At 48.3% G+C, this 21537-nt stretch carries 22 protein-coding genes; 1 reads left to right on the top strand and 21 read right to left on the bottom strand.

From position 1 onward, the window contains the following. Positions 1-135 precede the first annotated feature (135 nt). The gene (locus tag QMD03_00830) at positions 136-1140 is read left to right on the top strand and encodes a transposase (GenBank protein ID MDI6775781.1); all 1005 of its coding nucleotides are present in this window, start codon (positions 136-138) and stop codon (positions 1138-1140) included. A gap of 51 nt (positions 1141-1191) precedes the next feature. Here the strand turns inward: QMD03_00830 and qmoC are convergent, their stop codons facing one another. The 21 genes from qmoC to dsrB all read right to left on the bottom strand — a co-directional run bounded on the left by qmoC (position 1192) and on the right by dsrB (position 21530). Beyond that, positions 1192-2331: a quinone-interacting membrane-bound oxidoreductase complex subunit QmoC gene (gene qmoC, locus QMD03_00825; GenBank protein MDI6775780.1), complete on the bottom strand. Its 1140-nt coding sequence runs from the start codon at positions 2329-2331 to the stop codon at positions 1192-1194. 61 nt (positions 2332-2392) lie between these two features. Beyond that, positions 2393-4636, bottom strand: a complete 2244-nt coding sequence (locus QMD03_00820; GenBank protein MDI6775779.1) for an FAD-dependent oxidoreductase — start codon at positions 4634-4636, stop codon at positions 2393-2395. A gap of 5 nt (positions 4637-4641) precedes the next feature. Continuing rightward, the gene (locus QMD03_00815; GenBank protein ID MDI6775778.1) at positions 4642-5904 is read right to left on the bottom strand and encodes a CoB--CoM heterodisulfide reductase iron-sulfur subunit A family protein; all 1263 of its coding nucleotides are present in this window, start codon (positions 5902-5904) and stop codon (positions 4642-4644) included. 73 nt (positions 5905-5977) lie between these two features. Next, positions 5978-6754: a YkgJ family cysteine cluster protein gene (locus tag QMD03_00810; protein ID MDI6775777.1), complete on the bottom strand. Its 777-nt coding sequence runs from the start codon at positions 6752-6754 to the stop codon at positions 5978-5980. A gap of 40 nt (positions 6755-6794) precedes the next feature. Continuing rightward, positions 6795-7580: a YkgJ family cysteine cluster protein gene (locus tag QMD03_00805; protein MDI6775776.1), complete on the bottom strand. Its 786-nt coding sequence runs from the start codon at positions 7578-7580 to the stop codon at positions 6795-6797. Positions 7581-7642: 62 nt separating this feature from the next. Beyond that, positions 7643-9559, bottom strand: a complete 1917-nt coding sequence (gene aprA, locus QMD03_00800; protein MDI6775775.1) for an adenylyl-sulfate reductase subunit alpha — start codon at positions 9557-9559, stop codon at positions 7643-7645. A 16-nt stretch (positions 9560-9575) separates the two neighbouring features. Continuing rightward, a complete protein-coding gene (aprB, locus tag QMD03_00795; protein ID MDI6775774.1) occupies positions 9576-10022 on the bottom strand; it encodes an adenylyl-sulfate reductase subunit beta in 447 nt (148 codons plus the stop codon). A 127-nt stretch (positions 10023-10149) separates the two neighbouring features. Continuing rightward, positions 10150-10452 (bottom strand): hypothetical protein, encoded by a 303-nt coding sequence (locus QMD03_00790; protein ID MDI6775773.1) that lies wholly within the window; start codon positions 10450-10452, stop codon positions 10150-10152. Between the two features lie 95 nt (positions 10453-10547). Then, a complete protein-coding gene (gene sat, locus QMD03_00785; GenBank protein MDI6775772.1) occupies positions 10548-11813 on the bottom strand; it encodes a sulfate adenylyltransferase in 1266 nt (421 codons plus the stop codon). A gap of 72 nt (positions 11814-11885) precedes the next feature. Then, positions 11886-12077: a 4Fe-4S binding protein gene (locus QMD03_00780; GenBank protein ID MDI6775771.1), complete on the bottom strand. Its 192-nt coding sequence runs from the start codon at positions 12075-12077 to the stop codon at positions 11886-11888. A 109-nt stretch (positions 12078-12186) separates the two neighbouring features. Then, entirely contained in the window at positions 12187-13344 is a 1158-nt protein-coding gene (gene nrfD / locus QMD03_00775) for a polysulfide reductase NrfD (GenBank protein MDI6775770.1), read from the bottom strand. A 6-nt stretch (positions 13345-13350) separates the two neighbouring features. Next, the gene (locus QMD03_00770; GenBank protein ID MDI6775769.1) at positions 13351-14112 is read right to left on the bottom strand and encodes a 4Fe-4S dicluster domain-containing protein; all 762 of its coding nucleotides are present in this window, start codon (positions 14110-14112) and stop codon (positions 13351-13353) included. Continuing rightward, complete coding sequence (gene dsrJ / locus QMD03_00765; GenBank protein ID MDI6775768.1) at positions 14109-14495, bottom strand: sulfate reduction electron transfer complex DsrMKJOP subunit DsrJ; 387 nt, start codon at positions 14493-14495, stop codon at positions 14109-14111. Before dsrJ ends, QMD03_00770 begins: the two co-directional genes overlap by 4 nt. Before the next feature lie 6 nt (positions 14496-14501). After that, on the bottom strand, positions 14502-16211 hold the full coding sequence (locus QMD03_00760; protein MDI6775767.1) for a (Fe-S)-binding protein: 1710 nt from the start codon (positions 16209-16211) through the stop codon (positions 14502-14504). A 2-nt stretch (positions 16212-16213) separates the two neighbouring features. After that, the gene (gene dsrM / locus QMD03_00755; protein ID MDI6775766.1) at positions 16214-17206 is read right to left on the bottom strand and encodes a sulfate reduction electron transfer complex DsrMKJOP subunit DsrM; all 993 of its coding nucleotides are present in this window, start codon (positions 17204-17206) and stop codon (positions 16214-16216) included. A gap of 45 nt (positions 17207-17251) precedes the next feature. Continuing rightward, complete coding sequence (locus tag QMD03_00750) at positions 17252-17836, bottom strand: RsbRD N-terminal domain-containing protein (GenBank protein ID MDI6775765.1); 585 nt, start codon at positions 17834-17836, stop codon at positions 17252-17254. Positions 17837-17853: 17 nt separating this feature from the next. Beyond that, positions 17854-18246 (bottom strand): OsmC family protein, encoded by a 393-nt coding sequence (locus QMD03_00745; GenBank protein ID MDI6775764.1) that lies wholly within the window; start codon positions 18244-18246, stop codon positions 17854-17856. A 16-nt stretch (positions 18247-18262) separates the two neighbouring features. Next, positions 18263-18583: a TusE/DsrC/DsvC family sulfur relay protein gene (locus QMD03_00740; protein MDI6775763.1), complete on the bottom strand. Its 321-nt coding sequence runs from the start codon at positions 18581-18583 to the stop codon at positions 18263-18265. Positions 18584-18635: 52 nt separating this feature from the next. After that, complete coding sequence (locus QMD03_00735; protein MDI6775762.1) at positions 18636-20132, bottom strand: cobyrinate a,c-diamide synthase; 1497 nt, start codon at positions 20130-20132, stop codon at positions 18636-18638. A gap of 3 nt (positions 20133-20135) precedes the next feature. After that, positions 20136-20381 (bottom strand): dissimilatory sulfite reductase D family protein, encoded by a 246-nt coding sequence (locus QMD03_00730; protein ID MDI6775761.1) that lies wholly within the window; start codon positions 20379-20381, stop codon positions 20136-20138. 33 nt (positions 20382-20414) lie between these two features. After that, entirely contained in the window at positions 20415-21530 is a 1116-nt protein-coding gene (gene dsrB, locus QMD03_00725) for a dissimilatory-type sulfite reductase subunit beta (protein ID MDI6775760.1), read from the bottom strand. Positions 21531-21537 lie beyond the last annotated feature (7 nt).

Genomic DNA, 21537 nt, shown 5'->3' with positions numbered 1-21537 from the left:
GCCCTTAAATAATTCAGTTGACAGAGAGCGGGCTGGCATGATAGACAAGAGACTAGGATGATGATGGATGATGATGGGGACGCCCTTAAATAATTCAGTTGACAGAGAGCGGGCTGGCATGATAGACAAGAGACTATGCCAAGATCAGCTCGCCTTGACGCTCCCGGAGTGGTACACCACATCATCATCAGGGGCATTGAGCATCGAAACATCTTCAGGGATAATCAAGATCGTGAGAATCTTCTTGAACGGCTGGGGAGACTTCTGCTGGAAACCAGGACGGTTTGTTATGCCTGGGCCTTTCTACCGAATCATGCTCACTTTCTCTTCCGCACAGGTGAAATCTCCATCGCTACTTTGATGAGGAGATTACTTACCGGATACGTGGTCAGCTTTAACCGTCGCCACAAGCGGCATGGCCATCTGTTACAAAACCGGTACAAATCAATTGTGTGCCAGGAAGAGAAATATTTCCAGGAGCTGGTTCGCTATATTCACCTGAACCCTCTCCGAGCCGGAATTGTTTCTAATTTAGCCGATCTAAACAGTTATTTCTATTGCGGGCATAGCACCTTGATGGGCAAGAAGGAATGCTCTTGGCAGGATGTAGATTATGTTCTACATCCTTTTGGTAAAACGGTTCATAGTGCCAGGAGGGCGTATTTTTCTTATGTAGAGGCTGGGCTTGAGCAAGGACGTCGAGAGGACCTCATTGGGGGTGGGCTAGTTCGTACTCTTGGAGGCTGGGCGGAGGCAAAGAAATTAAGGTTAAAGGGTCTGGAGCATATAAAGAGTGATGAGCGGATATTGGGGGATTCAGATTTTGTGGATTCAGTCCTTGCCAGAGCTAACGAGTACTGCACGCGCCAATGCGAGTTGAGAAGGCGCGGTTATAGTCTGGAGCAAATTGCGAAAAGGGTTGCAGAGATCTACCGGATGGATGTGGGAGAAGTTTTGGCGAGGGGTCGCCAGCAGCAGCGGGTTAATGCGCGGAGCCTTTTTTGCTTCTGGGCGGTGCGGGAGTTGGGGATTTCCCTAGCCGACTTGGCCAGACGGTTAGGGATGAGTCCGCCTGGTGTAGGATATGCAGTTCAGAGAGGGGAGGCCATTGCTCAGGAAAATAGTTATCAGCTCATTTAAATGAGTTGCTTATTTATTTAAGGGCGTCCCCCTTCTCCTTCCAGCAGGCAGTTAGGGCAGCTCTATTTCCCTCTGTGAATAGCTTGCATAGACCATGGCAACTGTCCTGTAGATCAGGTGGGCAAACTTGGAAAATGGCAGATAGGCGAGAAGATAAAATACCAGGACAAGATGGATAAAATAGAGCCAGTAGGCTAAGACGGCAAAACGCTCAAGTCTCGTGACCTCGGTAAGTATACCAGAAATTGTCACCAGATAGACCATGATGATAAATACCCAGTCGAAATATGCGCTCCTGCTTTTATCCTCCGTTTCCTTTAATCTGTTGGAAATTACTATCGTGCAACCGATAAAAAGGGATGCTGCCCCCAGGTTGGCCAGGATCTTTACCGGGTTATACATGGAAAGAGGAAGTTCTGTGCCAAGCAGGTACGTCCCTAAAAATATCAGTCCCGTTACCGCCGCCAGGGCGATAAACCCGTAAAAGATCAACAGGTGGGCAAGATACCTGAAGCTGCTTCTCTCACATTTCTTAAATCGGGAATGCTTTAATATCTCCACCAGGGTAGGAATTACATGTAACTTTACAAGATCTCCCCCGGATATATTCTGAGAGCTTAAGGGATGGACACCGACTTTAAGGCCATTCCAGAATCGCGATATCCCCCTTACAATGGATATAACGACCAGAATGGAAACGGCCATAAAGACAGGGTCTACAATGGTATGGGGAATAAATTTGGCAAATACGATTTCACCCTCCGGTATCGCAAGATGGCCTGTAATCCCCATAAGAAAGAGAAGAAGGATAACCGGAAAGGCCAAGAGGAAGGGGAGATACGTTGCTTTGCCGAGGGCCTTGCCCAAAAATTGCGGAGAGGCGTAGTGCATAAAACTATAGTTTCTCACCGCTGCAAGGACATCCCCGGGTTTCGCCCCCCGGGGACAGTAGGTGGAACAATCATTACACTGATGGCAGAGCCATACATCGGGGTCGCCCAGGAGCCTCTCCTTCAGCCCCCAAGAAGCCCAGATCATCTCTTTTCTTGGGAAAGGCTTCTTTTCCGGGGTCAGATTGCATACAACAGAACATGTCGCACATTGAAAACACTTTTTCAGTGTGTTCCCTCCAAGACCTTCCATTTTCTTAACAAAATCCATATCAGGTTCTATGAGTTGTCTATCCACCATTTTTCCACCTCTTTTCTCTGTGCCTTTGTGCCTCTGTCCCTCTCAAGCCTACTTAAAACGTCTAAAGACCCTTATACGGGTTTGGACCAAGCTCTTCTATTTTTGCGAGGAAATCGTCGAAGATCCCCGGTAGTTTATCGTATTCGTCGAGCGAAAGCTCCAGGATGCGTATCCTGTCAGATTCAAGGCGAAGCCTGTCCAGCGTCTCCTTGATCTTTTCCATCCTGTAGTTCGCCAGTTCGCTTCCCTTGATGAAGTGACATTGATAATCATCACCGTATTTGCACCCTATCAGGAGAATCCCATCTATACCCTTGGAGAGGGCATCGGCGATCCATACGAGATTAACATTACCCAGGCACCTCAAGGGGATAACCCTTACATAGGGATTGTAGGAGAGACGTTTTTGGCCTACGATATCCATGGAAGGATAGGCGTCGTTCTCGCAGAGAAAGGCTACAACCCTCGGTTTTTCCTCGTCCTCTTCGGGGACATCTATCGCCTTTACCATGGACCCGATAATGTCCACGGAATAGTCCTTGAAAGAGATGATCCTCTCGGGACATGACCCCATGCAGATACCACACCTGCGACATCTGGTGGGGTTGGGCAATGGATTGGCCTTTTCATCTTCGTTGTACACACCAAATGGGCACTCCTCCGTGCACCTCTTGCACTGGGTACACCGCGACATGTATAATTCCGGATAGCTCATATCCCCCGCTCTCGGATGGACCGCTTTCCCCTGGGCGGTAAGTTCAACGCACTGTATAGCCTTCAATGCAGCTCCTCCCGCATCATCCATGCAGGCGGCGCTATCCATCGGTTGTCTTACGCATCCAGCGGCGTAAATGCCCGTTCTGCGTGTCTCATAGGGAAAACATATATAGTGTGAATCGGGGAACCCATATCTCAGGGCGGGTGGTTCCGGTCCTTGTCTGTATTCGAGGTTCAGAATATCCGATGGGATAATAGTATCCGCGGGGAGGTCTTTTTCCTCTTCCTTTTTCTCCTCACAGGTCTTCTCTGCCTCTTCCGGTGATACTATCGGTTCTCTCGCCTCAATCCCCGCCGTGGGAACCATCCCCGTTGCCAGGACGACCATCTCCGCCTTTACCTGTATCTTCTCACCCAAGAGGGTGTTATCCACGTCAATAACAAGATTCTTCTCAGCATCCTCAGAGATGCCGGCAACCTCACCCTTCGTCAGGAAGATGCCGGGGTCTTCCTGGACCTTTTTGTAAAAGATCTCATACTGACCGACGGTCCTTATATCCTTGTAGAGGATGTAAACCTTTGCGTCACTGTCCTTTTCCCTTATATACTTAGCCTGTTTCAACGAGGCAAGGCAACAGTAAGAGGAACAGTAGGGGAGGTGATCTTTGTCCCGGGAGCCGGCACACTGGATGAAGGCCACGCTCTTTGCCTCTTTTCCATCAGAGGGACGCGTAAATTTCCCCCCTGCCGCCATCTCCTCCACCATGATCCCGGTCACGACATTTGCATATTTGCCAAAACCTAAAGAACCGAGCTTCGTGGCATCATACGGTTGCCAGCCGGCAGCCTCCACGATTGCCCCTACCCTTACCGTCTCCGATTTCCCGTTCTGACTGACAACAACATCAAAGAGACCGGGGGCGCCTGTTGTTTTTTCTATCTTAGCCCCTGTATACACCTTGATTTTCGTATGGGACATCACCTCTTTGATCTTTTCATCAACTCCTGTAGGCTGGAGTTCCAGGTAAGGGGGGATCTTCGGATACTGTTTCCAAAGCTTCTTCATCCATCCCCCTAATTCAGGGGCCTTCTCGACGAGAATAACATCGTATCCGGCCTTTGCCGCCTCGATGGCCGATGTCATCCCCGTTATCCCACCACCCACGACAAGGATGGTCTTATCTATCTGCTCATTGAAAGGTTCCAGGGGGGCCATCTTCTGGGCCTTAGCGATCCCCATTCTCAGGTAGTCTTCCGCCAGCATCTGGGTATCTTCATCCTGAGAGGAATGGCACCAGACAACATGTTCCCTAATGTTTACCCTTTCCATACAGACAGAGGTGGGATCGTACATGAAGACATCGGTTTTTTCTCTCGGTGAACAGGCAGCGATAACTACCGTATTGACCCCTTCCTTCTCCATATCGGCAGTGACGAGGGAAGAACCTTCCTTACCGCATAACATCGGGTTGTTTTTACATATGGGAACTTTGTATTCAGAAGTTGCCACCTTAGAAAGGGCGGGAACATCAAGAGATTCCCCAATTTCACAACCAGTGCATATATAAACCCCGACCTTCTTATCCATCGTAGTTACCTCCTTACCATACTCTGCATAGCTTTTAGCGCTGCCCCTGTGGCATCCTGAACCGATTGCGCAACCCCTGTAGGTCTCCTGGCGCAGCCGACGCCATATATGCCTCTTTTGGACGGATCAGAGACAATAAATCCAAACTCGTCATACGTTACGGCGATGTTACTCCCCAGTGGACGGGGAACCATTCCCGTGGCTAAAACAACCATGTCAGCCCTAACTTTGATCTTATCGCCTGTCAGCGTGTCTTCCACTTCCACCACCACGTCGGCAGTGGCCGGGTCCTCTTCTACCCTGGCTGCCTTTCCCTTGATAAGGGATATATTCTCGTCCATTGCCACTTTCGTGTAGAAGTCTTCAAACTTACCGAGGGCCCTGATGTCTATGTAAAAGATCGTCGCCTTTGCATCCGGATACTGTTCTCTCACATAGGTGGCCTGTTTGAGGGAAGCGAGACAGCACACACCTGAACAGTAGGCAAGATGATTCTCATCCCGGGAGCCGGCACACTGGGCAAAGATAACAGTTTTCACCTCTTTCCCGTCAGAAGGCCTGACTATCCTCCCCTTTGTCGGTCCGGAAGGAGATGCCAGCCTTTCCATCATTACATTGGTGATCACATTCCTGCATTTACCAAAACCAAGGTTGTCAATTTTTGCCGCATCATAAGGATCCCAGCCTGTAGCGACAACTATCGCCCCAACTTTCACCTTGACGGTCTCCTGCTTCATCGTAAGATCAATGGCGTTGTATTTACATGCCTCGAGACACTTCTTCGCTTCTTCCGTACCGATAATTTCCGGAGCTATCACATATCTCATGGGAAACGCCATCGGATAGGGAAGGTAAGCAGCTCTGATTTTATCCATCCCAAGGTTGAACTCATTTGGTATCTCTGTAACACACACCTCGGCGCATTTTCCGCAGGCGGTACAGTTCTCATTAACGTACCGGGGATTTACCCTGATGGTTGCCTCGTAATTCCCCTCCCCACCGGAGATCGCTTCTACCTCCGACAGTGTGAGACACTGAATATTGGGATTTTTCTTTATCCTCTTGAAGTTTATTTCCAGTCCACAAGATGGAGGGCAGAGCTTGGTATAGTACTTGTTGTTCCTGGCCACCCTTCCCCCGAGAAAAGGCTCTTTCTCCACGAGGATGACCCTGCACCCCGCTTCCGCAGCTTCGACGGCCGTGGTGAGCCCACTGATCCCTCCTCCGATAACAAAAACATCTCCGTCAGAAACCTTTGTATCCGCCATGTTTCCTCCTTACTTTGGACGCGACAGAGCGCGTCCCTCCTTTTATTATTCCCTCAGAAATTAATTTATTTGACTAACGTTGGGACGGCAATGATTCTTTTTTTACTTTCAACGTTTCCTCAAGCATCAGGATGTATTTCAGGTATTTGAATCCAAACTTCATCAGCGCTATTTCATCAGTTTTTATCTTTTCGACCTCCACCTTATCAATCTCAAGGATATCGAGAAGTTTACTCTCAGAAATAAATCTTTTGAACTTATCTAAATCATAGCTTGCCATGTAAAGCATGGCCTGTTTCTTCGAGTCGAGTTTGGACTGCTCAGATGGGTTTCTCCTCAACTGGATCTCCATCCACTCCCTTGTCATATCATCATAAATGTCAGCTCCCTGGTTGATCCTCCAACTCTCTATTGTCCACTCTCTGCCCTCCTGATAACCAAGACAATTTGGATCTCTTATAAAGAAGTAAAATTCTTCATTTACCGGCCCTTCCTCTGAGCCAATTATCATGAGACCTTGACCGACAGGATAATAGCGACAGTTAGAAGGCCGGTCTTCATAAATACTGCAGCCCTCAGGTGTAACAAAGGGACATCCCCCTTTATTATCATCCATCACCTTAAGCACTGCATAAGGATGTGAGTTCTCTTCATCAATATAGGTGTAGGTGTATTTCTCGAGGAAATCTCCTGAAGAGATTCCCAACCTATTTTTTATCCTTACGATGTCATAGGGGGTAAGAATTATACTTGTACGGCTACAACAGCTAGTAAAGCAGCTGATATCATTATGACATCCGAATTTGAATTTGGAATCCAGTGTGCGCTTAACAGGTTCCACGACACCCATATCCATTAACATGGATTAATCCTTTCTTTGCTTGTCTCTCTTAATCCTTTAGAGATTCCTTCCTCTTGGCCTGCAAAATCTTCTCAAAAGTCTTATCTTTGAGTCTTAATGTATCTTCCCCAAAGAAATTGAATCTTACCCATCTATATCCAAAACTTAGGAGTTCTTCCTCGTCTTCTTTTATTCTTTCAATAGTCTCCCTCTCCACATCATAAATATCAAAAAACCTGGTTTCAAAAAGAAATCTGTTAAACTCATCCAGGTCGTAACAGGCCATATAAAGCATCTTCGACCTTCCTGGATCAAGTTTATTCCCCTTCAGGAAATAATCATGGAAGGTAATCTCCTTATAAGATTCATTCATTTTATCATAGATATCGATCCCATGACCCTTCTTCCACTCTTGTATTGTCCACCATTTTTCCTCTTTAAATCCAAGGCATGAGCTCCCTTCCTCTATAAAAAATTCTTCTTCTTTTGAAGAAGAGGGGAATATGGGATACATCCTGCATGACCATGGTCTGTCCTGGTATATACTGCAACCCTCTTGGGTAACAAAAGGACAGCTCTTATTTTCGTCCTCCTTCATCTTAAGCACAACCAGAGGTAACCTCTCCTCGCCTAAGAGTGGGATGGTATATCCCTTTAAGAATTCTCCCGAAGACAACCCCGTAGCCCTTCTCATCCTCAGGAAATCATAAGGTGTGAGAAAGATATTTATATCAGCGCAGCAGGTGTTAAAACAGAAAAGTCCATTGTGACATGAAAATCTGAATCTGCCATCCAGAGAGAGCCTTCGGCGTTTTTCAGCATACTCTTCATTCATAGGCCATTCTCTAATAAAATATGGGGGCGACCGGAAAGATCGCCCCCATGGATACATCTGGCTTACATGATAGGGATCATCGGCCTTTCAATTACCTTCCATTCCTTCTTATCCACATCGTACTTCACATTTATAAACTTCTTCTGACCCTCATCCAGTTTTAGGTAATCGAATTTATAGTAGTATCCGGGCCATCTTGACTCCTTCCTCGCAAGCCTTGTCCTTGCACATGCCTCACCAACATAGTACCTGTGGACACTCTCCCATGCCCTCAGTAGCTCATGAAGGTCTTTGGCGGCAATCTTCTCTATATCCTCTCCGCAGAACCCTAATTTCCAGAGGGCGGCCTCAAGCATCTTGTCAGATGTCCCATACAACGTCTCCCATCCACCGCAGTATTCTCCCATTATCTTCTGCAGCCTGAACAGGAAATTATGCGGAGAGATATAGTTAGGATTCACATCGGGACTCACTGTATATGTGGCTTTTTCTTCATAGAGGGCAAGTGGTCTCAATATTGTTTCCTTGAATTTACCTATCGTAGCATCAGACAGCGTTGGCGTATAGTCCTTCCTGTCATTGGCATACTTCAGGGCAGACTTTGCTGCAATCCTTCCCTGTACGTGTGAGCCACTTGAAAACTTATGGGCACATGCGCCTACTCCGCAACCTGCTGTAAATAGACCCTTGACAGTGGTCATACAGTTATACTGCTCAGGGAATGCATCGGCATATTCTTTTGGCATTAGATCTTCAGGACCACAGGTCCAGGAACCACAAGAGCAGGCATGTGAACCTATGAAGACAGTGTCTGACAGCTGAAGCTCCATCGCTTTTTCCATTGGGTCAACATTATGGGAAGCCCAGTTGGTGGCGCCTGAGATCGTCATATCGAGGAAGTCTTCCCAAGCTTCGCTTTCATACTCTCTTATCTTCTTCTTCAGCTCCTTTGGATCTGTTATCTCCTTCTGAAACCTTTCTACCACCCTGTTTGTGTGCATGAGGTATGGTGTTTTGCCTTCCTTCGCGCAGAGTATCATCTCATAGTTTCTCAAAGCAGTTGGACAGGGCTTTGCATTTGAATAAGGCGCCCACTTGTCTAACTCGGATGGATATGCACCAACGTATGGCCCGTCATAGGCATTTGTTGCCGGTGTCTTAAAGAGCAGGAAGAATGTGCCCACAGGACCATAAGAATCCTTGAACCTCGGAGGGACAAATGTCACATCCATCTGTGTAAGCTCACCACCTGCCTGGAGTACAAGGGCATAGATTGATCCGCTAACAAAGGGCGGCATCCATGACCTGCCAAAGCCTTCACCCTGAGACCTTGGCCTGAATACATGGACTGCACCACCCATCAGAGCGATAGTTGCCTTAGCCTTAAACACATAGATCGTCTCTTCCCTGACGCTAAAGCCAATTGCACCACATACCCTGTCGGGTTCCTTTTCATCCTTGAGTAGATGCGTAATCATAACCCTCTCAATTATCTGACCTTTATCACCAAGAGTGGCCATAGCGTTCTTTGCTGCCTCTGCCACGACGACCTTGTAACTCTCGCCGGATATCATCACCTGCCATTCACCTGATTTTCGATAGTTTCCTGCCTCATCCTTCCATATAGGAAGACCCCATTTATCGAAGTGTCTGACGGTTGAGTCCACATGTCTTGCGACATCATAGACCATGTCCTGTCTTGCCAGACCACACTGGTCATTCGTCACATATTCAACAAATCTTTCCGGCATACGGGGATTCTCAGTTACCTTTCCATCCATTCCCATGTATGTATTAATGGCAGAAAGTCCCATGGCAACAGGACCACTTCTGTCAATGGCAGCCTTTTCTACAAGGGTTACCTTTAAACCCAGTGGCTTTGCCCAGTATGCAGCCTCTACTGCAGCGCCACAGCCGGCCATTCCTCCACCGAGTATCAATACATCAGTCTCCACAACTTCTGTTTTAAACTCTCTCATGGTCATTCCTCCCTTCCTATTTTTTCTTTGTTGGGAGATCTTTTACTCCCATTATGTCGGGTTCTCCGAGAAGTAAGTGATTGTTCAAATCTGCTGCCTTTGCCTCGGGAAATCCCTCGAATGGCTTTATTGAACCCTCCGGTGTCGTCCTGATGGCATACTTAAACCTCTTTATCCTCCCGTCCCTGAATGTGATTGTCCACATGATGTCCTCTGATCCTCTCAGGGGGGTTGAGGCAGCGCCAAGGGGCATAAAGTCTGCGTACCCCCTTACATCCATAGCCTGCTGTGGACATATCTTCACACAACAATAACACTCCCAGCAATAGGTAGGCTCCTGATTGTAGGCCTTCATTGTCTCTTTGTTCAAGACCATTAAATCGTTGGGGCAGATATGCATACATGCCGTCTTATCCTGCCCTTTGCAGCCGTCACACTTCTCCGTAATGACATAACTTGGCATAATTTTTTACCTCCTTCAAATAGTTTCTTCTTACCACTACTGGTCATACCGTATTTTGTTTACTCCTGCCGATTACCATTTACCCCCTTTACCACCTCCCTTCAGATTTTACTTTATCCTCCACCGTTTACCCCTGTTGCTTCAAGAACTCTTCCATAACGTCCACTTTCTTTTTCTCCACGATCAGATCAAATATCTTATCCTTTACCTCCCTGGGAAGAAGCTCGATACTTTTGGTCGTGGCACTGTCGAATTTTGCCGTAGGAAAAAGCGAAAGTATCTTATCCTTCTGTGCATCGTTGGCGTAGGCCCTTATCACTTTTAAGCCAGCCAGCATCTCCTCACACAGGTCTGCCAGACCGGCACTTCTAATTTTTTCATACCTCTCCTCATTTACCCAGATATTGATGGGATACTTCTCTTCAGTCATAACATCACCTCCTCAAAACATTAGTCGTATGTCATATGTCGTATGTCGAAAGTCGAAAGTCGAAAGTCGAAAGACATATGACGTATGACGACGTATTAAGCGCTCAATGGTGGAATCGTGAAAACAGGCGTTCTCTTTTTCAGATACTCATCTGTAACAAAGGGAGAACCAAAACCATATTTTTCAGCACATTCCATCACCAGATCAAAGACCTCGGGCCTGAATATCAAACGCGGCGGCTTTACCCCGTCATCCACAATGCTCCTGATGAGGGTGCCGCTAAATTTCTGCCACTCCTTCCTGTGGTTGCAGAGACCCTCCGAGGCGACTTCCCCACAGTGGGGGCAGTACAACCAGTCCATGGAATAGACGGAAGCAATACTCAGCTCATTCTTTATGCTTTCGAGCAGGTAGTGAGCATCGTACGTACCATAGTATGTTCCAACCCCCGCGTGGTCCCGCCCGTACATGTGATGAGTGAGACCGAGATTGGTCCTCAGCATCGCATGGAATACCGCCTCCTTCGGTCCTGCATAACGCATATCCCAGAAGGTAAGGGAGGTCATGTGGTTATGATCCCCAAAATAACCGGCCTTCCTCAATTCATCCTGGGTCAGGATGATAGCCTCATCAATATAATCGCCCTTCCGTTTTTCCCCAATGATCGCATTAACCAGCACCCCGACTAAGGGTTTCTCAATGGGGAGTTCACCGTATGTCTGGAACCAGGCCCCCTTCATGAGCCATTCATGCCCTGTATGGGGCACGTTTCTCGTCTGATGGGCAACAACCCTTACCCAGCCCTTCTCTTTAAACCTCTTTCTCATCTCTAAGGGCGGTATAAAGTACTCCTCAAAGGGAGGATTGATCTTCGGCCTGCTGACGAGGGTGATTTTACCGCCGATGAATTTATCCTTATACTTATAAGTCCTTGCACAACCCGGATGCTTTTCATCGGTCGTCCCGTATATGGCCTGACACATCTCCTTCCTGTCGTAATCGAATATCTCCTCTACCTCGAAGATCGCCATGGGATTGTTATCGTAGGTGAGAAGCACACTCCCCTTTTCTCTTATCCCATAGTCGGATATTTCTCCTGCCGAGATATCAAAGACGATCGGAATACTCCAGACCACACCGTTCGCCAGTCTCATCTTCTTGCATACGGAATCTACATCGGCCTTACCCATAAAACCTTCGAGAGGTGTGAACCAACCGTAGGCAATGTTTATAACCTCATTTGCCATCTGGCTTCCAATGGGAACCGCTCTCATACCAGGCCCTTTAATCTTTTGGGCAGCTTCCTTTGGTTCTAAGATCCTTTCCACAATCTCTTTGCCGCCATATCCTATATTACTCATATTTTATCTCCTTTCCTCAACATTCTCACCATAATCCCTCGTCCCTGGATCCCTCAGGAAAATGAAGATGTTTTACACCTCCTCAATGGTAATGGCTCCCTTTTCACACACTTCCACGCATGTGTCACAGCCGATGCACTCATCCTCATTGACCGGATCTGATTTACCATCATCACCGATCACAAAGACCTCTACCGGGCAATTCTCAACACATGCACCATCTCCGTCACACTTTTCCTTATCAACCTTTACCACATACGCCATTTCCTCTTTCACCCCCTTATGTAATCTGTAATAAACCCCATCAGCTAAATTAAAAACTGCTTCTTCCCTTCCTTTCCTCCCTTCTCGATTATTTCTCTTTTCCCTCTCCCTATGCCGCTATCTCCTCTTTAACTGTAACAGCTATCTTATAAAGAACGGTGAGTATCAGAAAACCCATTGCCCAGACTCCGAGGGTAATTATTACCTCAGGTCCCGTGGGCGAATACTCAAATACCCTGCCCAAGGAAGAGGGGATAAACCCGGTGATCACGAGACCAAGTCCCTTCTCTATCCAGAGGGAGGCAAATACCGCCACACAGGCCACGGCCAGGATACCTTCCTTCCTCCGTGTGACAGGGTTAATCAGGAGGATGAGAGAGGCAATGGCAAGTATGGCAGAAGTCCACATCCATGGCACAAGCTTTTCATGCCCCTCCAGGCCGGCAAAGAGGTACTCGAATGGGTGCATGTGTTCCGGTATCTGACTGTAGAAGACGGTAAAGATCTCAAGCAGCACGAAAAATACACTGACCGCCATGGCATAGGTAACAATCCTGGCGAGATTCTGCATGGCCTCCTTCCCCGGATCAAATCTGGTAAACCTCCTTATAATAAAGCACATCAGGATGAGAAGGGCCGGCCCGGAAGCAAATGCCGAGGCCAGGAAGCGAGGGGCCATAATGGCAGTGAGCCAGAAACCCCTCCCCGGAAGACCGGCGTAAATAAAGGCGGTAACTGTATGGATACTAACGGCCAAGGGGATAGAGATATATATCAAAGGTTTCACCCAGGTAGGTGGTGGCACTGATTTGCGCTCAGAGGCTAATACAGTCCAGCCAATCACGATATTCAGGAGAAGGTAACCATTCAAAACAACCATATCCCAGAAGAGGATTGAACTGGGAGATGGGTAGAGCAATACATTAAACGCCCGTGCCGGCTGCCCGAGATCTACAATAATGAACGTCAGGCACATCGCCACACAGGCCACGGCCAGAAACTCCCCTAAGATGGTAATCCTCCCGAATGCCTTGTAGTTATGCAGATAATAGGGCAAAACCACCATCACCGCTGAAGCGGCAACACCCACCAGGAAGGTAAACTGGGCAATATAGAGACCCCAAGAAACATCCCTGCTCATTCCGGTTATCCCCAGGCCGTAAGTCAATTGCCTGAGGTAAAAATAAAATCCCCCTCCGATAATAATGAGCAGCAGAATAACCAATCCATAGTACTTCTTACTTCCAATGAGCGCCTTCTCTAACATAACCCCTCACACAAGATAGTAGATTTGTGGTCCTGTACCCAGCTCTGGCCTTCTTCGGATGGTGTGACTTGCACGGAGAACCTCTCTTACTTCCGCACCGGAGTCCTTCAGATTACCAAAAACCAATGCCTTTTCCTTACACGCTTCTACACACGCCGGGATAAGACCCTTGGCGATGCGCTCCCCACAAAAATCGCATTTTTCTACAACCCCCCTCATCCTCGTGGGAAAGTCCGGATTAATCTTCTTAATAAAAGGCCGGGGGTCCCTCCAGTTTAAACTCCTTGAGCCATACGGACATGCAGCCATACAGAATCTGCAGCCGATACACCGATGATAGTCCATCATGACAATCCCGTCTCTTCTCTTAAAGGTGGCCTTTGTGGGACAAACCCTTACACAGGGAGGGTTGTCACAGTGGTTGCACAATACAACAACGGGCTTATTACCTCTGGTGCTAAATTCCTGCTCCTGCTCGGGAAATACCTTCTTATAGGGCTCAGTCCATATCCACTTGACCTCATCCTTGGGATTGCCCAAATCGGGGACATTGTGGACACTGTGGCAGGCGGCGATACAGTCCCGGCATCCTTCCTTGCACTTGTTCACATTGACGGCCATGGCCCATCTTTTCCCCGTTAGAGCATCAGCTTCGGGTGAAGCTTCTACCAGATCACCTTTTAAAAGGACATCCATAAGAGGCCTGGCAGCAAAACCCAATATCCCAATGCCTCCTATCTTTAAGAATCCTCTTCTGTCGGTCTTCATGAGTTTCTCTCCTCCGGGACGACGTGGCAATTGAAGCAGGTAGGCGTCACCTCCACGTAGTTGTGACACTTATCGCAAAAATCAGCCTTGTTCAGATGACATTTCAGGCATGTCCTGGACAGATTCATATCATACTTCTTTCCATTAGAAGCCACATATACCCTGTTGCCCTCTCGAACAACGGTATTTCTCCATTCATTGAGTAACTGCATGTGATTGGTCCTCATGTACCCTGTGGACTCTACACACTGCTTCTCCTGGGTGACAATCTTGAGGTCAGGTATATACGCGGCCTTTCCTCCCACTACATTGTACCAGACAGGAAAGGTTATTAAAGACAGGAAGATAATTATTCCTGCCATGATCTTAGCTGTATCGTACATTCGCCTTTATTCTCCTTCTCTGCCTGTCTCCAGTCGCCTGTCTGCCTGTCTCCAGTTTCTATGACTGACGACTGACGACTGATTTTTACTTCCTGGTAGCGGTTCACCCCGAAGATTGATGGTTCTCTCTTTCTCACCTTTCATTATTAGTGCATTCGCCACCATCTCATGGATACCGGTAACGAGCACCCCCGGAGCCCAGTAGTCGCAGAGAGGAATAAGAGTAGCCCTGTCAATTGCACACATACAGGCAAGGCGGTTCACCCCGTATTTCTCCTGGACATATCTGACGGCGTTTCCCCTCGGGAACCCCCCACGTAACCTCATATCCAGGTTTTCGTCAGTGCCCAGGCCGGCCCCGCCCCCACAGCAGAATGTCTGTTCCCTGATGGTACCCTCCGGCATATCATAGAAATGGTTACACACATTCCGGATAACATACCGCGGTTCCTCAAATATCCCCATGGCCCTTGCGGGATTGCAGGAGTCATGGAAGGTCACAATCAGGTCATCATTTCTCCCGAGATCCAATCTCAATTTATTGTGCCTGATGAGATCGGCGGTAAATTCCATGATATGCACCATCTTCGTGGACTTTGCATTCTCAAACTTTGTGCCCGTAATAGGAGAGACCGGCTCCTCGAGAAAATCGGCCGGACCGTTCATTGTATCCATATACTGATGCATGACCCTCCACATGTGGCCACATTCCCCGCCGAGGATCCATTTTACCCCCAACCTCTTCGCCTCGGTGTAGATCTTGGCATTGAGCCTCTTAATCATCTCATGGGAGGTAAATAAACCGAAGTTTCCCCCCTCGGAGGCGTATGTGCTCCAGGTATAGTCAATGCCCAGTTCATGGAAGAGCATCATGTACCCCATGCAGGTGTAAGTACCCGGATCGCCAAAGTAATCACCAGAAGGCACGACAAAGAGGATCTCGGCGCCCTTTTTATTAAGTGGCACATCTATTCTGATACCCGTTACATTTTCTATATCATCCGCAAAAAATTCGAGGGTATCCTTGAATCCATGGGGCCGAATCCCCAGATGATTCCCTGTCCTGAAGCAATTCGCCACCGGCTCCATGGCCCAGTTGATACCCAAACCTAACAGATGGAGGAGTTCCCTGCCCATCATCGTGATCTCCGCGGTATCAATCCCGTAGGGGCAGAAGACCGAACAGCGGCGGCACTCGGTACACTGGTAAAAGTAGTAGAACCATTCTTTTATTACATCCTCAGTAAGTTCTCTTGCCCCGGCAAGCCTTCCTAAGAGCTTGCCTGCCGTGGTGAAATCATTACGATATACCGACCTGAGAAGTTCCGCCCTGAGGACCGGCATATTCTTGGGGTCTCCGGAACCGATGAAGAAATGGCACTTGTCGGCGCAGGCGCCGCATCTCACACAGATATCCATGAAGAGTTTAAAGGAACGGTACTTCTCAAGACGATCCTTGAATCCTTCCCTGATGATCTCCTTCCAGTTTTCCGGCAGTTTCCAGTCCTCATCGGTAGGTGACCATTCCCTCGGATTTGGCATATCAAGGATCTTAAGATTTTTGGCCTTTCCCGGAAAGCAATAGGTTCCCCGCTTGAATTCAACGGGGGTATCCATCCACCCCTTTCGCGGCGGCTTATGGACGACTCGCATGAATTCATCCGGTTCAGGGATGTTAGACAGCTCTGATGATGACGGCAGCTCTGATGATGACATCTCTACTCCTTTTCCACTGGTATTCCAGCCTCTTTCATTCTATCTCTAAATTCGTCCTCATATTCCTCGTACGTATGAACCTTCACAGGGTAATCCCATGGATTGATATGCCTTTTCACACGATTGTTATTCGCCAGATTCCTCGTAGGACTGAAGAAAACCCCTGTTAGGTGCATCAGCTTGCTGAAGGGAAAGTACACGAGCAGGACACTGACTAAAAACAGATGAATGTAAAAGGGAATCCCTATCCCAGTGGGAACAACAGGATGAAAACTGACCAATCCCATAACCAATTCCTTTACCTTCAAGAGATCCACCTTGAAAAAATGCCGCATCAGGAGACCGGACAGACCAACACCAATAATCAGAAACAATGGAAAGTAGTCAGCGGCAAGGGAGATGTAGCGGACCTGGGGGATAAAAACCCGCCTGAGGAAGAGGTAGGTTACAGAGACGAGCATGATTAAACCGCTTATGTAAAGAGCGGGTACTCCTATCTCGAAAACCCCGTCAATACCGGCAAAAAGCCCTACCAGGCGCGGCACCGGCTCGGTAAAAAACCTCAAGTGTCTGATGAGAATGACAAGAAACGACCAATGAAAGGCAAGTCCGGCCAGCCAGAGCCACTTGGCTCCACCGTATACGAGTCTGGGATCATTCCTCAATTCAACTTTTGTGTTTCTGAAGAGGGAGCGAAACAGAAGCACCTCCAGCGCCATCCTCACGATAACACCCATGGTGTTGTGCGGACTCTCAATATTGTTTGACTTGATCCACGGTAGGGATTTCTGCTGTCCGCAAGTTGTAGTTATTCGGAAGGGGACAGGCGATCTCGCCCATCTCAAGACACGACTAATAACCCCCACAATAAAGATCGCCAAAGCCGCATAGGGTATGATAACACCAAAGAGGACTTGTAGCTTTCCCATTTCTACACCCATAAAAACAACAAAAGTAAGTATCACCACCGCAAAGAGAGAAAACCATAAAGCCATTTGCCAAGACCTCACATTTGACAGGCGAGACGCCTGTCCTCTTGGTTATATAAAATCACCACCCATGGTAGGACAGGCGTCTCGCCTGTCATGACTGCCCGTGTCCAGCTCAGAAGCCTCCTCTGAAACATCACATATCAGATTTGCCCTTTTAAGCAAACTAAAGACCCTGTTTCTCACTTCATCTACCCTGATTTCATATATCTTCTCCCGACACTGCATATAGGTGTCGAAAGCAAGAAGGGCAAGTTCATCTATCCGGGAATCAAATTTCAGGAGATCCTCATAGAATCGTCTTTCGTGAATCTCGCCAGCCAACTCCTCCCTGATCACCTTCTTTAAAAAGTAGACAAACGCCACGGCCTCTGAGGGAGAAAAATCCTGGATTGCCCTGATTCTGATAATTCTGTCCAGGAAGGGAGATATTTTATCAGCATCTACCCCTTCAAGGAGCTCTCCATAGAGGGACTCTATCTCCCGCAGGATCGTATATCCCACCGGATTGGCAAAGCGGCTACCTTCCTGCTTGAAAAACTCTGCCGCATCGGGAGGATAAGTCTCTAAGATCATATCGCACCATCTTTTCAATATGACGGCTTTTTTCTGTATCAGGAGATTCTTCAACCCCATACCCTACAACTTGCAACTTAAATGTCGAGATCAATCTCCGGCCCCCGGGCCAGGGTATTTCTGACAATACAGTTCTGCCCTGCTCTCAACACAGCGGAAGAGCGCGGCCCCGAATCCTGGGGGAGAGAAATATCTCCCACAATATTGGAGATTCTTTTCCTGTTTCCCTCATCGGCAATTTGAAAGGTCAAATTCAATTCCATTCCCTCGTAAGGGATCTTAGATGTCTGACAGTACCTGACGATGTGAGCGCCAACACACGATCCGAGGGATGCCACGAGAATCTCCGCCGGCGAAGGACCCTGATCAGCGCCACCGGCATCTTCTCCCATATCCACAAGAAACCGATGACCACGAACACTGACCGAAAAACAGAGCCCACTTTCATGTTTTATAGAAATGAGATCCATAACTTCCCTTTGGAATTTATACGCACCCTGTAGGCTTGGAAAGTCCCGCCAGTTTACAGGCGCCTTTTGCCGGCCCTGAAGGAAACATTTCGTATATATACTTCAGGCTAAAGCCACAATCCTTACACAGCTTTCTGATCATGGGAGCAATGCCATACTGGGTATAGTAGTCCCTGATGTAATCTATAAGCTTCCAATGGTCTGCGGTAAGTTCCCCTTCGATACCTTCTATGCCGGCGTAACCCTGCGCAAAATCCCTACTCCATTTATCAAGCTCCTGAAGGAAACCATCCTCATCAACCTCGTAAGCCTTTCCTCCAATTTCTAACTGCGGCATGTCTTTACTACCTCCTTCTTTTTATTTTTTGCTGATTTCACTAATACAAAACTTATAGGGTCTGGCGAGAACAAGCAGCCGGCCTTTCCGAATTGCCTGTGACAACCGGGACATTGTTTACTACGGTGGATCGCCCTACCCAAGACAACCTATCCTCCCTATCTTTATAAAAAAGGGCATGATCAAATAAGGACCTGGCCCATCCCTTCGCCCCCGAGGCGTGGAGGTGAGAATATGTGGCTAGGACATTCTTATAGCACAGACCATCCCTTCTTCCATTGATACCATATCCCCGCCTGACATTAAGAGCTAAAGTAAGCCCCTCCTCCTTCCCATCGAGGATGTGAGAGTAATGAAATTCATGACCGTGCAGGATTTCTCCTGTCGGAAAATAAGGATTGGGCTGATCAACCTCGAGGATTGTGTACCCATGGCCCTGCGGTATTCTGTCCAGAACAAAATCCAAAGGGAAAACCCCCACCATGGGAAACGTCCTCTCCCCCACAATCAGCTTTTCCCCCAGATACATCAGCCCGCCGCACTCTGCATAAACGGGAAGTCCTCTCTCCACAGCCTCATGGAGAGACCTCCGGAAACCGGCGTTAGCAGCTAAAGACCCGGCATGGGTCTCAGGAAACCCCCCTCCAATGTAAAGGGCATCTACGGGAGGAAGTTCCTCATCATGAAGGGCGCTGCACTCTACCAGAGACGCCCCCAGTCTTACGAGGGCTTCCAGGTTATCCGGATAGTAGAACCAGAAGGCAGAATCCCTGATGAAACCGATCCGCGGCTGTCCCGATGGCCAGCCGGACCAGACCTTTTCCTCCCCCTTCAGGTCAGGAAGGTCCAGGGGAGGAGACCCCTCAGCAATCTCCCACAATCTATCTATGTCAATATATCTGGCTGCGATTCGGGCAGCTTCATCTATGGCCCGGGAAGCTCCCGGGTGTTCCGGAGGTGGCACCAGCCCCATATGTCTTTCCGGAAAGGCTCCCCCGGCTATCCTGGGAACGGCCCCTAATACAGGCACTCCACAACTATCTTCTATGGCAGAACGCACAATCGTCTCGTGGCGTGTCCCCCCGATCCGATTCAGAATAACGCCTTTTATGGCAACCTCCGGATCGAAATGTTGACAGCCGAGGAGCATGGCGGCTGCGGTGCGTGTCGTCATAGAGCAGTCCATAATTAAAATTACCGGCATCTGGAGCATCTTGGCAAGCTCCGCCGTGCTGTAACTTCCCTCCCGGTTCATCCCATCGAAAAGACCTCTGTTACCCTCCACCAGGGCGCCATCTGTCTGCTGCACACGGGTTAAAAAGGAAGAGAGGACCCCTTCCCTTTCCATCAGGAAGACATCCAGATTGTAACAGGGGCGACCGGTAACCATCCCAAGCCAGGCGGCATCTATATAATCGGGACCCTTTTTAAAAGGAGCTATTCTCTTCCCCCTATGGCGAAGGCAAGCCCCCACGCCTACCGTCAAAAAGGTCTTACCTGAGTTCCCCCGCAAGGCGGAGAAGACCACCCTTGGACAGACAATAACCATCTTCTACTCTTCTTCCCTGGCCTCTGCCCCGTGTTGCACACCTGCGCCCTTAAGACCGATCATTGTAGTAGAGCCACTTGACCAGTACTCAAGGATACCTTCAGCTACCATCTCATTGACAATCTTCTTTACTTCCCTCGGTTTTCTGTCAGGAAAGATATGATTGAAGTCACTCAAATAGAACTTCGTTTTTGCCTTCTTTCCCTTCAGTGTCTCGACGATAAGCTGCTTATCCTCTTCTATGCCCATCTCTTCTCTCCTTATAAAACTTTCCTCTTTTCTTTAAAATTTAAACTGTGTGCTGGTACGCCAGGTTGTGTAGGCAAAACGGTAATCGTCAATAAGATGCTCTGTAAACGGCAACCCCGTCTTCTCAAAGAACCTCTCCCAGCCGATCCTCTGAGCCCAATTACCGAGACGTTCATATTTCTTTGCATCTTCCATATAGGTATAGAGGATTTTTTTGATTGCCTCGACCGTCTGCGGCCAGCGGGGGGGCTCATTGGGAAGGAAGGGAACCACAACCTTGGAAAACATCGGGGGACTTATCCTGTTCGAAAGTTTACCCCCCACCAAAAGGGCGATACCACTTCCCACTTCATCCGCTAAGGGCATACAGGGACACATCGTATAACAATTACCGCAGAACATACACCTCTCATTCTTAACCTCAACACTCTTTTTGCCGTCCACCGTAGTCGGCTTGATGGCTCCCGTAGGACACGCAGCAATGGCTAAAGGAATCTCGCACATATTTCCCAGATTCTCATGGTCAATCATGGGAGGCATGCGGTGAATACCCAAAATGGCAATATCAGAACAGTGGACAGCGCCGCACATATTGAGGCAACAGGCCAGTGATATCCGGACCTGAGCAGGAAATCTCATCTTCTGAAAGTCGTCGTATAATTCATCCATCACAGCCTTTACCACACCCGAGGCATCTGTAGCCGGAGTATGGCAGTGGATCCACCCCTGGGTGTGAACAATGTTGGTGAGACCGGCGCCGGTGCCACCACGGGGAAACTTATGCGAGCCACCGGCAAATTTCCTCTTCTCAAGGTCTTCCATCAGGGGCTTCAATTTTGCCTCGGCATCAACCATAAACTCGATGTTATTACGGGTAGTCCATCTTACGTGCCCATCACAGTGTTTATCGGCAATATCGCATATCTCACGGATATGCTGGACACCCATCAGCCGCGCGCCGCCCACCCTTACCGTGTAGACCTTCTCACCCGTCTCGGAAACATGCACAAGCACACCTGGTTCCAGGATGTCATGGTACAACCACCTTCCAAAATTCCTCTTGATTACGGGGGGCAAAAAATCTTCATAGTTTCGCGGGCCGATATCGGTGATTCTATCCTTCATCGGATCACTTGGATTATAAGCCATTTTTAAG

The sequence above is a fragment of the Syntrophales bacterium genome, from assembly GCA_030018935.1.
GTDB lineage: Bacteria > Desulfobacterota > Syntrophia > Syntrophales > CG2-30-49-12 > CG2-30-49-12.
This window is presented reverse-complemented; position numbering and strand designations above follow the sequence as displayed.

What these genes read in the sequence shown, in the direction of transcription:
- dsrJ (MDI6775768.1), bottom strand. Translation starts at nt 14,495, where the DNA reads ATGTACGATACAGCTAAGATCATGGCAGGAATAATTATCTTCCTGTCT.
- QMD03_00770 (MDI6775769.1), bottom strand. Translation starts at nt 14,112, where the DNA reads ATGAAGACCGACAGAAGAGGATTCTTAAAGATAGGAGGCATTGGGATA.
- QMD03_00820 (MDI6775779.1), bottom strand. Translation starts at nt 4,636, where the DNA reads ATGGATAAGAAGGTCGGGGTTTATATATGCACTGGTTGTGAAATTGGG.
- QMD03_00750 (MDI6775765.1), bottom strand. Translation starts at nt 17,836, where the DNA reads ATGGGGTTGAAGAATCTCCTGATACAGAAAAAAGCCGTCATATTGAAA.
- QMD03_00735 (MDI6775762.1), bottom strand. Translation starts at nt 20,132, where the DNA reads ATGGTTATTGTCTGTCCAAGGGTGGTCTTCTCCGCCTTGCGGGGGAAC.
- QMD03_00790 (MDI6775773.1), bottom strand. Translation starts at nt 10,452, where the DNA reads ATGACTGAAGAGAAGTATCCCATCAATATCTGGGTAAATGAGGAGAGG.
- sat (MDI6775772.1), bottom strand. Translation starts at nt 11,813, where the DNA reads ATGAGTAATATAGGATATGGCGGCAAAGAGATTGTGGAAAGGATCTTA.
- QMD03_00830 (MDI6775781.1), top strand. Translation starts at nt 136, where the DNA reads ATGCCAAGATCAGCTCGCCTTGACGCTCCCGGAGTGGTACACCACATC.
- QMD03_00805 (MDI6775776.1), bottom strand. Translation starts at nt 7,580, where the DNA reads ATGAATGAAGAGTATGCTGAAAAACGCCGAAGGCTCTCTCTGGATGGC.
- QMD03_00815 (MDI6775778.1), bottom strand. Translation starts at nt 5,904, where the DNA reads ATGGCGGATACAAAGGTTTCTGACGGAGATGTTTTTGTTATCGGAGGA.
- dsrB (MDI6775760.1), bottom strand. Translation starts at nt 21,530, where the DNA reads ATGGCTTATAATCCAAGTGATCCGATGAAGGATAGAATCACCGATATC.
- dsrM (MDI6775766.1), bottom strand. Translation starts at nt 17,206, where the DNA reads ATGGCTTTATGGTTTTCTCTCTTTGCGGTGGTGATACTTACTTTTGTT.
- aprA (MDI6775775.1), bottom strand. Translation starts at nt 9,559, where the DNA reads ATGAGAGAGTTTAAAACAGAAGTTGTGGAGACTGATGTATTGATACTC.
- QMD03_00730 (MDI6775761.1), bottom strand. Translation starts at nt 20,381, where the DNA reads ATGGGCATAGAAGAGGATAAGCAGCTTATCGTCGAGACACTGAAGGGA.
- QMD03_00740 (MDI6775763.1), bottom strand. Translation starts at nt 18,583, where the DNA reads ATGCCGCAGTTAGAAATTGGAGGAAAGGCTTACGAGGTTGATGAGGAT.
- QMD03_00780 (MDI6775771.1), bottom strand. Translation starts at nt 12,077, where the DNA reads ATGGCGTATGTGGTAAAGGTTGATAAGGAAAAGTGTGACGGAGATGGT.
- QMD03_00810 (MDI6775777.1), bottom strand. Translation starts at nt 6,754, where the DNA reads ATGGGTGTCGTGGAACCTGTTAAGCGCACACTGGATTCCAAATTCAAA.
- QMD03_00760 (MDI6775767.1), bottom strand. Translation starts at nt 16,211, where the DNA reads ATGTCATCATCAGAGCTGCCGTCATCATCAGAGCTGTCTAACATCCCT.
- QMD03_00745 (MDI6775764.1), bottom strand. Translation starts at nt 18,246, where the DNA reads ATGGATCTCATTTCTATAAAACATGAAAGTGGGCTCTGTTTTTCGGTC.
- nrfD (MDI6775770.1), bottom strand. Translation starts at nt 13,344, where the DNA reads ATGTTAGAGAAGGCGCTCATTGGAAGTAAGAAGTACTATGGATTGGTT.
- qmoC (MDI6775780.1), bottom strand. Translation starts at nt 2,331, where the DNA reads ATGGTGGATAGACAACTCATAGAACCTGATATGGATTTTGTTAAGAAA.
- aprB (MDI6775774.1), bottom strand. Translation starts at nt 10,022, where the DNA reads ATGCCAAGTTATGTCATTACGGAGAAGTGTGACGGCTGCAAAGGGCAG.